The 12022-nt window shown below is 37.3% G+C and carries 14 protein-coding genes; 12 read left to right on the forward strand and 2 right to left on the reverse strand.

The window, feature by feature from the left end:
* Positions 1 to 77 precede the first annotated feature (77 nt).
* Positions 78 to 1169 (forward strand): COX15/CtaA family protein, encoded by a 1092-nt coding sequence (locus ACFIN0_RS02955; RefSeq protein WP_375701893.1) that lies wholly within the window; start codon positions 78 to 80, stop codon positions 1167 to 1169.
* 20 nt (positions 1170 to 1189) lie between these two features.
* Here the strand turns inward: ACFIN0_RS02955 and argC are convergent, their stop codons facing one another.
* On the reverse strand, positions 1190 to 2122 hold the full coding sequence (gene argC / locus ACFIN0_RS02960; protein WP_375701894.1) for an N-acetyl-gamma-glutamyl-phosphate reductase: 933 nt from the start codon (positions 2120 to 2122) through the stop codon (positions 1190 to 1192).
* Between the two features lie 326 nt (positions 2123 to 2448).
* Here argC and glyA point away from each other — a divergent pair, with 326 nt between their 5' ends.
* The 6 genes from glyA to nusB all read left to right on the forward strand — a co-directional run bounded on the left by glyA (position 2449) and on the right by nusB (position 6987).
* Positions 2449 to 3762 carry a serine hydroxymethyltransferase gene (gene glyA, locus ACFIN0_RS02965; protein WP_375615268.1) on the forward strand — a complete coding sequence of 438 codons (1314 nt, stop codon included), beginning with the start codon at positions 2449 to 2451 and terminating at the stop codon, positions 3760 to 3762.
* Positions 3763 to 3775: 13 nt separating this feature from the next.
* Positions 3776 to 4258, forward strand: coding sequence for a transcriptional regulator NrdR (nrdR, locus tag ACFIN0_RS02970; RefSeq protein WP_375701895.1), 483 nt, complete (start codon positions 3776 to 3778; stop codon positions 4256 to 4258).
* Complete coding sequence (ribD, locus tag ACFIN0_RS02975) at positions 4251 to 5378, forward strand: bifunctional diaminohydroxyphosphoribosylaminopyrimidine deaminase/5-amino-6-(5-phosphoribosylamino)uracil reductase RibD (protein ID WP_375610399.1); 1128 nt, start codon at positions 4251 to 4253, stop codon at positions 5376 to 5378. The genes nrdR and ribD overlap by 8 nt, the downstream gene beginning before the upstream one ends.
* Positions 5360 to 5977, forward strand: a complete 618-nt coding sequence (locus tag ACFIN0_RS02980) for a riboflavin synthase (RefSeq protein WP_375701896.1) — start codon at positions 5360 to 5362, stop codon at positions 5975 to 5977. Before ribD ends, ACFIN0_RS02980 begins: the two co-directional genes overlap by 19 nt.
* An 81-nt stretch (positions 5978 to 6058) precedes the next feature.
* Complete coding sequence (locus tag ACFIN0_RS02985) at positions 6059 to 6514, forward strand: 6,7-dimethyl-8-ribityllumazine synthase (protein WP_375610397.1); 456 nt, start codon at positions 6059 to 6061, stop codon at positions 6512 to 6514.
* Positions 6515 to 6516: 2 nt separating this feature from the next.
* Entirely contained in the window at positions 6517 to 6987 is a 471-nt protein-coding gene (gene nusB, locus ACFIN0_RS02990) for a transcription antitermination factor NusB (protein ID WP_375610396.1), read from the forward strand.
* Between the two features lie 76 nt (positions 6988 to 7063).
* On the opposite strand, the gene ACFIN0_RS02995 is transcribed toward nusB, so the two are convergent.
* Positions 7064 to 7543: an outer membrane protein assembly factor BamE gene (locus ACFIN0_RS02995; RefSeq protein WP_375607172.1), complete on the reverse strand. Its 480-nt coding sequence runs from the start codon at positions 7541 to 7543 to the stop codon at positions 7064 to 7066.
* 221 nt (positions 7544 to 7764) lie between these two features.
* On the opposite strand from ACFIN0_RS02995, the gene ACFIN0_RS03000 reads away from it, so the two are divergent.
* From ACFIN0_RS03000 to ACFIN0_RS03020, 5 genes are all read left to right on the forward strand, one after another.
* A complete protein-coding gene (locus tag ACFIN0_RS03000) occupies positions 7765 to 8322 on the forward strand; it encodes a DUF177 domain-containing protein (RefSeq protein ID WP_375607113.1) in 558 nt (185 codons plus the stop codon).
* A gap of 149 nt (positions 8323 to 8471) precedes the next feature.
* Positions 8472 to 9542 (forward strand): phosphate acyltransferase PlsX, encoded by a 1071-nt coding sequence (plsX, locus tag ACFIN0_RS03005; protein ID WP_375701897.1) that lies wholly within the window; start codon positions 8472 to 8474, stop codon positions 9540 to 9542.
* 49 nt (positions 9543 to 9591) lie between these two features.
* Positions 9592 to 10566, forward strand: coding sequence for a beta-ketoacyl-ACP synthase III (locus ACFIN0_RS03010; protein ID WP_375701898.1), 975 nt, complete (start codon positions 9592 to 9594; stop codon positions 10564 to 10566).
* 77 nt (positions 10567 to 10643) lie between these two features.
* The gene (locus ACFIN0_RS03015; RefSeq protein WP_273791377.1) at positions 10644 to 10958 is read left to right on the forward strand and encodes an integration host factor subunit alpha; all 315 of its coding nucleotides are present in this window, start codon (positions 10644 to 10646) and stop codon (positions 10956 to 10958) included.
* A 196-nt stretch (positions 10959 to 11154) separates the two neighbouring features.
* A complete protein-coding gene (locus tag ACFIN0_RS03020) occupies positions 11155 to 11658 on the forward strand; it encodes a MerR family transcriptional regulator (RefSeq protein ID WP_375607116.1) in 504 nt (167 codons plus the stop codon).
* The last annotated feature ends 364 nt before the right edge of the window (positions 11659 to 12022 follow it).

Raw genomic sequence — 12022 nt, forward strand, 5'->3', positions numbered from 1 at the left:
TTTTGCTGAAGTTATAGTACATACTAAAATTAAAGATTTAATGTTAATTTTAAAATGCATTTTAGTTGGAGAGAAGCGTGGGGCAATCAGAGATGGCAGTAAAGAGATTAAACGATAACTTTTTAACACCTGTGCAAAAGGAAAATAGAAAACATATACAGGTGTGGCTTTACTCTATTTTACTGCTTTGTTTGGCAATTGTCTTAGTGGGTGGCGCTACTCGTTTGACGGGATCAGGATTATCTATAACGGAATGGAAGCCAATACACGGTGTTATTCCACCGATAGGGGTTGATCAATGGCAAGAGGAATTTTTAAAATATCAACAAATAGCACAGTATAAGCTTCTTAATCGTGATATGACCTTAAGTGCTTTTAAGGTCATTTTTTGGTGGGAATGGGCGCATCGTGTTCTTGGGCGTCTTGTTGGTCTTGTTGCTTTATTAGGGCTCATTTGGTTTTGGGCAACTAAACGTATTGAAAAAAATATTTTACTCCAGCTTATCATTGTACCAGTCCTTATTGCCTTTCAGGGTTTTATTGGTTGGTGGATGGTCGCTTCAGGGATTGGGCAGAGTAATTTAACAAGTGTGAGCCAATATCGTTTGGCATTTCATCTTATAACAGCATGTTTTGTTATTGTTTTTGTTACTTATTTATCTCGAGGACTTGCAGAATACTCAGAAAAACCAGCAAATAAAAAGGTGCAATATTTTGCGTCTTGGCTTGTTATTCTCGTTTTGATAGAGATTTATTTCGGAGCTTTGGTTGCAGGGCTTCATGCAGGAAAAGTCTATAATACATGGCCGCTTATGGATGGGCAGATTATTCCTGATGGATTGTTGCAGCATCGTCCTGTTTGGCTCAATTTATTCGAAAATTCCTTAATGGTTCAATTTATTCATCGGTTTTTTGCTTATTTTTTATTTATTGTCTCAGTTGTTCATGCTTTCTATGTACAAAAAAATGCTCCACATTCAACCCATTCTCGTCGTGCATTTCTTATCTGTGTTATGATTATTATCCAAGCAGTCTTGGGTATCTTAACACTGTTACATGAGGTTCCGATAAGTTTAGGGCTCATTCATCAAAGTATGGCACTAGCCGTGTTATGTTTTGCGGTTGCGCACTGGCGAGCAACGAAAGGGGCATATCGCGTTGTTGAATAAAAGTTTGTGGGTAGGGAGGTTTAGTCGCTTGAAAGCATTAAATCGAGGTTCTGGATAGCTGCAGCTGATGCGCCTTTTCCTAAATTATCGAATATGGCGCTGAGATTAAAAATGCCTTCGCGATCATTGCCAAATACGAACAGTTTCATACCATCTTTATTGGCTAAACACTCTGGATTAAGTCTTTCAAGTGAAACAGTTTCTTCTTGTGATGCAACTAAAATGGTATTTTGTCCATCGTAATGGTTTGCGAGAATTTCGCGCAAATCAGAACAGTTTGCTGATTTTGTGAATAAATGGCGATGCAGAGGAAGATTCACAATCATTCCTTGGGGGAAACGACCAACACTTGGTATAAAAACTGGGGTTTGATTGATTTGTCCATAGATTTTAATTTCTGGCACATGTTTGTGTGCAAGATTAAGACCATAAATAAAATAATTTTCCTTAATATTCTGTTGAGATTGATTTTCCATTTGTAAAATCAACTGTTTTCCACCACCGGTATAGCCGGAGATTGCATTAATCGAGATGGGATAATCGGCGTCTAGCAGTCCTGCTTCACGGAGTGGGCGAATCAAACTAATGGCACCAGTAGGATAGCATCCGGGATTGGTTACATAATGTGCTGCTTGAATGCGCTTTCTTTGTCCTGCTGTCATTTCAGGAAAACCGTAAACCCAGTCTGGTGTAACACGGTGTGCTGTCGAGCTATCAATAATCCTAATGTTTTTATTTTTTTTAAGCCAATGAACGGTTTCGCGTGCAGCATCATCTGGAAGACACAAAATAGCAATATCAGCTTGATTAAGATAGTCTTGTCGTAGATGAACATCATGGCGATCTTTATGAGAAAGAGAGAGTAGTTTTAAATCTGTACGCCTTTCTAAGCGTTTTTGTATTTGTAGTCCGGTTGTGCCATGTTCACCATCAATAAAAACTTTGGTTGCCATTCTTTTCTCTACTATATTCAGCTTTTCATATTATAAATTATTTTAAATCATTACCAACTTAAATAATAATTATTAAATTATTGAATTTATTTAGATTATAAATATTTTTTTGTAAAAGGTGTAAACAAATAAGAGCGTAAAAGAAGAAATTTAACCTCATTTTTCACCATTTTTATGAGAGACGTTTTTTGCTGTCTCTATGACAAGGAACAGGATAATTATTTGTATCATTATTTTTGAGTGTAAGTAGTTTAAAATGTTTGGTTTGCATGGTTTGCTGTGTTATCGTTTAATGACTTTATTTTTTAATGTTAGGAACGTATTTTATGACTCAGCAAAAAAATGACGCACAAGAGCGCTTTTTTAATGATAATTTACAAACTGTTGATGATGCAATCTTTGATGCAATTATGGAAGAATTTGAGCGTCAACAACATGAAATTGAGTTGATTGCTTCTGAGAATATTGTTTCAAGAGCGGTTCTTGAAGCACAGGGGTCTGTTTTAACCAATAAATATGCAGAAGGTTATCCAAGAAAGCGCTACTATGGCGGATGTCAATTTGTTGATGTCGTTGAAGATTTAGCCATTGAAAGGGCAAAACAGCTTTTTGGTGCTGCGTTTGCAAATGTACAGCCTAATTCTGGTAGCCAAATGAATCAAGCTGTCTTTTTAGCTTTACTTCAGCCTGGTGACACATTTATGGGGTTGGATTTAAATGCTGGTGGTCACCTTACGCATGGTTCACCTGTTAATATGTCAGGAAAATGGTTTAATGTTGTTTCCTATGGTGTACGTCAAGAAGATCAGATTATTGATATGGATGAGGTTGAGCGACTTGCAAAAGAACATAAGCCAAAACTTATTATAGCAGGGGGCTCATCTTATTCTCGATTCTGGAATTGGGAAAGATTCCGTGAAATTGCAGATGAAATCGGTGCTCATTTACTCGTTGATATGTCTCATATTGCTGGTCTTGTTGCTGGTGGCGTACATCCTTCACCTGTTCCACATGCGCATATTGTAACGACAACAACACATAAATCGCTTCGAGGTCCCCGAGGTGGTTTGATATTGACAAATGATGAGGCTTTATCCAAAAAAATTAATTCTGCTATTTTTCCTGGTCTTCAAGGGGGGCCTTTAATGCATGTGATTGCGGCAAAGGCTGTTGCATTTGGGGAGGCTTTGCATCCTTCTTTCAAGAATTATAGTGCCAAGGTGGTCACACATGCGAAAACTTTAGCAAAAACATTACAGAATAATGGTTTTAATATTGTTTCTGGCGGTACAGATAATCATTTATTGTTGGTTGATTTACGTTCCAAAAATCTAACAGGTAAACGTGCTGAATTGGCTTTAGGACGCGCTCATATTACCTGCAATAAAAATGGTATTCCTTTTGACCCTGAAACGCCATCTATAACATCGGGAATTCGTTTGGGCTCACCTGCTGCTACAACACGTGGTTTTTTAGAAAAAGAATTTATTCAAGTTGGTCATTTGATTTCAGAAGTTCTTGATGGTCTTCGGAACGCAAAAAGTGATGAAGATAATCATGCTGTTGAAATGGCTGTTAAGAAAAAGGTGGAAGATATAACGAATCAATTTCCTCTTTACTCTTATCTCAGCGCTTGTTAAGGATATAAAAGAGATGCGCTGTCCTTATTGTCAATATGAGGATACACAGGTTAGAGACTCGCGTCCTGCAGAAGAGGGGGCAGTGATTCGACGCCGCCGTGTTTGTTCTGTTTGTGCTGGTCGCTTTACAACTTTTGAACGTGTTCAGTTGCGTGAGCTTTTAGTCGCTAAAAAAAGTGGACGATGTGAACCTTTCGATCGTGATAAGTTAATGCGATCAGTTGATGTGGCTGTACGTAAGCGCAATATTGATCCTGATCATATTGAACGAGCAATTTCTGGCATTGTACGCCAGCTTGAAAGTTTGGGAGAACCAGAGATTTCTTCAGAAAAAATTGGGCATCTTGTGATGGAAGCATTGAAAAGAATTGATGATATTGCTTATATTCGTTTTGCTTCTGTGTATCGAGATTTCCGTAATGCAAGCGATTTTCACGATGTTATAGATGAATTGTCAAAGGGTATCGCGGATACAGAATCTCGTTCTGATGAATAAAAAAGTGCAAGATGAACGGTTTATGGCTGCAGCTATTCGTTTAGCAGAACGTCATGTCGGTCTTACAGGTGAGAATCCTTCGGTTGGTACATTAATTGTGCGAAACGATAATGGTGGAGGGGCTTTTATTGTTGGCTATGGCGTAACAGCTATTCATGGGAGTCCTCATGCGGAAGTGCAAGCTTTACATATGGCAGGTTCTTTGGCTCAAGGAGCTACTGCTTATGTTACATTAGAACCTTGTGCGCATTATGGAAAAACTTCGCCGTGTGTGAATGCACTTATTGATTCAGGTGTTTCTCGAGTTGTTGTTGCGCTGACTGATTGTGACAAGCGTGTTGATGGTCATGGTATTGCTCTTTTGCGAGCGGCGGGTATTGAAGTGGTTGAGGGCATTTTAGCTGAAGAGGCTTTTGAATCCTTATGGATGCATTGGTGCATAAGAAAAATACAACGCTGTGCGGTCACTTTTAAAATGGCAATTTCTGCAGATAATGGTGTTGGAAAAAAAGAGAAGGGCAGCGTAAAAATTAGTGGAACACTTTCTCATGCCCATACGCATATTTTACGTGCTCAAAATAATGCTATCCTCGTTGGTATTGGAACTATACTCGCAGATGATCCACAACTCAATTGCCGCTTGCCAGGGATGGAAATGCGCTCACCAATTCGTATTATTTTGGATGCAGATTTATCTATCCCCCTTGATGCAAAAGTTGTCCAAACAGCAATAAAAATCCCTACATGGGTTATTTGTGATGTAGATCTTTCAAAGAAAAGCAAAAAAAATGCATTGGAGCAATATGGTGTGTCTGTTTATTCGGTCGAGATGAACAATGGTTGTGTAGAACCCTTTGCTCTTTTACAGATGCTTTATAAACATGGGATTAATAGTGTTTTATTGGAAGGGGGCGTCAAGACGGGGGAAAAATTTTTGAATGCTGGTTGTGTTGATTATTTGATATGTTTTCATACCCCCATTGTTTTAGGCAAAAATCGTATTGAAGCCCCTCATTTTGGAAATTATCTTTCGCAGTTTCATGAGATTGAGACAAGAATGTTTGGAAATGACCGTTTTTATAAGTGGAGACGTAAGACATTATGTTCACAGGAATTATAACGGATATTGGTTGTGTTGAAGATGTTCAACCTTTAAAGCAGGGGATGCGTTTAAAGATTTCCACACGCTATGCTATAAAAAGTTTAGCAATTGGCGCATCAATTGCTTGTTCGGGAATTTGTCTGACAATTGTAGAGCGAGGATTAAAGCAAGAAGATTCCAATTGGTTTGTTGTTGAAGCGTGGGAAGAAACATTACGTTTAACGAATCTTGCACAATGGATAAAAGGAACTTTTGTTAATTTGGAACGTTCGCTTCGATTGGGTGATGAAATGGGGGGACATTTGGTTTCTGGTCATATTGATGGTTTGGCTGAAATCATTGATCAAAAAAAGGAAGGGGATGCAATTCGCTTTTATTTAAAAGTTTCAAGACAATTTATGCCTTTTATTGTTAATAAGGGATCTATTGCACTTAATGGGACATCTTTGACTGTTAATGGTGTTGAGGATTGTGTTTTTGATGTTCTTATTATTCGCCATACACTCGAAATGACAACGTGGGGACAAGCTAAAATTGGAGATCGGGTAAATTTGGAAATTGATCAACTTGCTCGTTATGCTGCAAAACTTTTTACTTTAAAAAGAGAAGATGAATAAGCCAACACTCTATTGATCGTTTTCAGAATTTTATGCTTTATAACTTTGATTTTTTTGATTCGTTTTTTGTGGAATTTCATTATGATGAAAGAGATAGGTAAAAAGCCTCACGTATTGATTGTTGAGGCACGTTTTTATGAGGGGATTTCTGATGCGCTTTTGAGAGGTGCAGTGAATACTTTGCAAAAAGCTGAAGCAAGTTATGATGTTGTAACGGTTCCTGGAGCATTAGAAATACCAAGTGCAATAGCTTTTTCTAAACAAAACAAGATATCGTATGATGGTTATGTTGCTCTTGGTTGTGTTATTCGGGGTGAAACATATCACTTTGAAATTGTTGCTAATGGTTCTTGTCGTGCATTGATGGATTTAACTGTTCATCAACACTTGGCTATTGGAAATGGTATTTTGACTGTTGAAAACGAAGAACAAGCATGGGTGCGTGCAAAACTAGATGACAAAAATAAAGGTGGTTTTGCGGCTGAAGCTGCTTTATGTATGATCGCTCTAAAAAAGAGATTTGGAGATAATCGTTAAATATGGCTGATATAAAAAGCAGACATTTTCCGCGTTCAGCCAATAAACGTGGAGCAGCAAGACTTGCTGCAGTTCAAGCACTCTATCAAATGGATATCGTGGGTTCGGGGGTGATGGAAACTGCAGCTGAGTATGAGGCTTATCGTTTGGGAAAAGATATTGATGGAGACCAATATCTTGAAGCTGATTTTCAATGGTTTTTGGCTATTATAACGGGTGTTGTAAAAGATCAAAAGAAGCTTGATCCGCTGCTTCATCAACAGCTTTCTGCAGAGTGGTCTCTTTCACGTCTTGATTCTATCTTACGCGCAATTTTACGAGCAGGTTTATGGGAGTTGATCAACCGTAAAGATGTCCCTATTGCAGTTGTTATGAATGAATATGTTGATATAGCAAAGGCGTTTTTTGAAGGTGAAGAGCCAAAACTTGTTAATGCAGTTCTCGACAGTATGGCAAAAAAAGTCCGACTCTAAGAGTTACAAATCCCCTCCATTATAGATCTGATATTATCAGACCTATAATATTGAAACGGTACGCAGACTATATGATTTAGTTATGGGGTGGCAAATTCGCAGGGCCTTTTATAATTTGAATTAAGAAAGGATGTTCTTTCGTTACAGTTGGCGTTGTTTGTGTAATAAAGTCAAACACTTGACCGTCTTGTAACCCGTAATTTGCAACTTTTGCAACCTGATTATTTTTATTGAAGTAAATAGCTAAAACTTTGCGATCAATAATCTTTGTTTTCATAAACTGCATCCCACGATAACGTGTCTGTGAGATGTAATAAAAAACTTCATTATCATATTTTGTTTTTAATGAAGGGGTCCCTAAAGTTAAAAGAACTTGCTCTTGACTTGAGCCAATAGAGATAGAACTTAGAGCATTTTTATCAAGAACATAGCCTTCTCTATAAATTTGGCTTGAACCTGAAGAATCAAGAAGACTACACCCAGCAAGCATTCCTATGCTTGCTATTGATAGACCAATCAATAATTTACGTTTGATTAAGGCTATTATGTGAGGCATTTGAAACAATGATATCTCCTTTTTATACTGAGATGTAGGACAAGAAGGCAACCTCAAGTTTTTTCTAATTTTAACTTAATCTACCGTAGCTTACACTGAGTTTCCCTGTTATAAAGCAAATTATGCCATATAGAATTTCTTTAGAAAAGAAAAAAATGCATAAATACTTGAGATAAATAAAAACATGGTGCTTTACGCGTTTTTATGTTTGGGAGTTGTCTATGAATGTTCAAAATGTTCCTCAAATGACATTTGCTTTGGCTTATCCAATATCTGTACGTTCTCTCCCTGCTAAAGGTATAAGGGTTCATTTTTGTGCAAACAAAAAAGAATGTACACATTTAGCCCAGAACCATGATTTAATTGAAGTAAAATCTTGTGAGGGAAAATTTCATATTTTCCCGTGGAAAAAACGCGGAGTGCGTATAAAAGGTCTGTTGCAAGCGCGTATACTACAGTTATGTGTTGTTACATTAGAACCATTAGAAAATATCCTTTGTGAAAATATTGAGGTTGTTTTTGTTCCTGAAGATTCAAATTTGATGAAGCCCAAAATATCAGAGGATACAGGGGAATTGTTTTTAGATGTAGAGGGGCTTGATACTCCTGAAGTGTTTTATGATGATAAAATTGATATTGGCGCAATCATGGAAGAGTTTTTTGAGTTGTCTATTAATCATTATCCACGTAAAGAAGGGATAAAGATGAATATGGTTGAAAATTTAGAAGAAGCAGAGCGAAAATTCTCTCCATTTTCTGTTTTGAAAAATTGGAAGTGATTGTAAAAAAATATAAAAAATATCTATTGTATGCTAAACGGTATTTTCTGCGGAGCGATTTTCGCAAGATATTCTGTGTGAGTATTCAGGAGCCAAAAATCATAATATGTATTTAAAGATGTAAATGAAAAGATGTGGGATATGCAAGCGTGATTAGAATTTCTGTGGATGTCATGGGCGGTGATTACGGTCCAGAAGCAGCTATTGCAGGAGCAGCAATTGTACAAAAATATTTATCAAATATTTATTTTCTATTTTATGGGGTAGAGGAGACTGTTCGTCCGGTTTTAAAAAAATATCCCTGTTTGGATTCTGTATCGCGCTTTTGCCCGACAGAAAGTTATACACGCATGGATGAAAAGCCAAGCCAAGCACTTCGTAACGGACGTGGTAAATCATCAATGTGGTACGCCATTGAAGCGGTAAAAAATGGTGAAGCTGATGCTTGCATTTCTGCTGGTAATACGGGTGCACTCATGGCCATGTCTTATTTTTGTTTGAAAATGCTTGCAGAGGCTGAACGTCCTGGTATTGCGGGTATCTGGCCAACACTGCGCAGTGAGAGTATTGTTTTAGATATTGGAGCAACAATTGGTGCCTCTGCTAGTCAGTTGGTTGATTTGGCGGTTATGGGAGCAGGTATGTTTCGCGCTTTATATCACACTGAAAGACCAAGTGTTGGGCTTTTAAATGTGGGGGTGGAAGAGGTTAAAGGACTTTATGAAATAAAAAAAGCAGGAATGATATTGCGTGAAGTGCAATTAGAAGGATTGGAATATAAAGGATTTGTTGAGGGCAATGACATTGGAAAAGGAACAGTCGATGTTGTTGTAACAGAGGGGTTTTCTGGTAATATTGCTTTAAAAACCGCAGAAGGAACCGCGCGACAGATAGGAGAGATTTTAAACTCTGCAATGCGCAGTTCTTTTTTAACATCTCTTGGTTATTTTTTATCGCGGGGTGCTTTTCGTATACTGAAACATAAAATGGATCCTGATAGGGTGAATGGAGGAGTGCTTTTAGGTTTGAATGGTGTTGTTATAAAAAGTCATGGCAGTGCTAATGCTAATGGCTTTGCTTCTGCTATCCGCGTTGGTTATGAGATGGTTAATAACGGACTTTTAAAAAAAATAACGGCTGATTTACGGCGATTTCATGAAAATAAAGAAACACTTTTTGACCAAGAAGATGAAGCAGTGATGAATGGAGAGTCCTTATGATAAGCTCTTATAATAGAAATAAAAAATTTGAAGAAAAGGTAAGAGCTGAATGATTCGGTCAATTATACGGGGTGTAGGAAGTGCTTTGCCGAAAAGAAGTTTATCAAATGATGAGATTGCAAAGTTTGTTGAAACGTCAGATTCATGGATTGTTCAGCGTACAGGAATACGCCAACGTTATATTGCCAGTGAAAATGAAACAACTGTTTCTTTAGGAGTTGAGGCTGCGCAAGCAGCACTTACAAATGCTGGTTTAACAATAAAAGACATCGATTGTATTATTTTAGCAACGTCCACCCCGAATCGTACTTTTCCTGCTTCTGCTGTTGAAATTCAGCATGCTTTGGGAATGAGTCATGGATTTGCTTTTGATATTCAAGCTGTTTGCTCTGGTTTTATTTTTGCTTTAACAACAGGAGATTCTTATTTACGGTGTGGGGGAGCTAAAAGAATTTTAGTTATTGGATCCGATACATTTTCTCGAATTTTAGATTGGGAAGATCGTACGACATGTGTTTTGTTTGGTGATGGTGCTGGTGCTGTTATTTTGGAAGCACAAGAAACTGAGGGGGATATTGCTTTTGAGCGTGGTATATTGTCTGCGAAATTGCGCTCTAATGGTGCTTATATAGATAAGCTATATGTTGATGGTGGACCTTCAACAACACAAACGACAGGCTATTTGCGTATGGAAGGACGAGAAGTCTTTAAATATGCTGTTGGTATGATAACGGATGTGGTTGATGATTGTTTTGCAGCTGCAGGTATGGATTCTTCACAACTAGATTGGTTTGTACCTCATCAGGCTAATAAGCGCATTATTGAAGCATCTGCTAAAAAGCTGGGAATTTCACTAGATAAAGTTGTGATTACCGTTGATCAACATGGTAATACGTCTGCTGCATCAGTTCCGTTGGCTTTAACAACAGCTATTTGCGATGGAAAAATAAAAGAAGGAGATCTTATCATGTTAGAAGCCATGGGAGGTGGATTTACATGGGGAGCAATTCTTATTCGTTGGTAAATTATGGCTACTTGACCATATTTTAAGAAAACGTATAAGTCATTTTGTAATTTTTAATATTTTAATAGGTGGTTATAATGACAAGTAAGACAGTAACGCGTGCAGATTTAGCGAGCGTAGTTTGTAAAAGAGTGGGCTTGTCACATACTGAATCAGCAGCTTTAGTCGAATTGGTTTTGGATGAGATTTGCAACTCACTTGTAAGAGGTGAAGCGGTTAAATTATCTTCTTTTGCAACTTTTCAGGTTCGCAGTAAAAATGAACGTGTTGGACGCAATCCAAAAACAGGTGTTGAAGCACCTATTCCGCCGCGACGTGTTGTGACGTTTAAGGCTGCCAATGTTCTTAAACAGAGAATTTTAGATTCGCATCGTGCAAAACAGAAAAAATGATATCTCATAAATAAATGCCATGGTATGTTTGGTATTTGTTAAAGAAATGTATAAAATAAAAGTCTTTGTTTTTTAGAAAAAGACTGGTGAGTAAGGTGTCAATGATGGTCTTGTTTTTGACTAATTTTGTTGAGAAATTGAAACAGAATGAGTCATTGTAAAGTAATTTATTTTGTTTTAAATAAGGTGTTACAAAATGGATAAAAGCTCTGATGCTTTTCGCACAATTAGCGAAGTAGCGGAGTTATTGGAGCTTCCGCAGCATGTCTTAAGATTTTGGGAAACACGTTTTAGGCAGATTAAACCAATGAAACGTGGGGGAGGAAGGCGCTATTATCGTCCGGTCGATGTTGATTTGCTCAATGGTATTAAGCAGTTACTATATGATCAGGGTTATACGATAAAAGGTGTGCAACGCCTTTTGAAAGAAAATGGTGTTGCTTTTGTGACTGCATTGGGTAATGGTGATCTTGATGCTATGAATGTGGTCATAGAGAAGAAACATGCAGGACAAACTTCTGAAAATGCAAGCAATAAGCCTAAAAAATCTTCTTTTGGGCTTTTGAGCTTCATGAGGAATGAGGGAGAAACATCTGTCGGTTCTGTGAATCTTTACAAAGACAAAACTGATAAAGCATTGTTACAAGAAATTTTGTTTGAACTCATTGAATGTAAGCGTGTTCTTGATAGAGCGCGATAATAATAATATTTTTTATTTTATATGTGTTTCGTAGATATTTAGACGTTTTATGGATGTGCTCAGAATTTAATACGTTTAACGAGAGGTCATGTATCGTATGCGTATATTTAACGAGTTTTTTATAAGAGTTTTTAATTTGGTAAAATATGAAGAGGAAAAAGAATAAACGCTGAGTTTTGCCATTTTTCTTTGATTTAGCTTTATAAAAATTAAGGCAATATCTCATCAGTGTAGATTGCGGGATGTAGAATGCCGTTGGCTTACCGATTCATGTGCTTGTTTTAAAGAGATGTTTCTTAAGTTTATTTTGTCATGATTCCTCGTGAATGATATAATGGTAAACTCTGCTGAATGTCGCTATTTT

Source organism: Bartonella sp. AA89HNZF, assembly GCF_042196905.1.
GTDB lineage: Bacteria > Pseudomonadota > Alphaproteobacteria > Rhizobiales > Rhizobiaceae > Bartonella.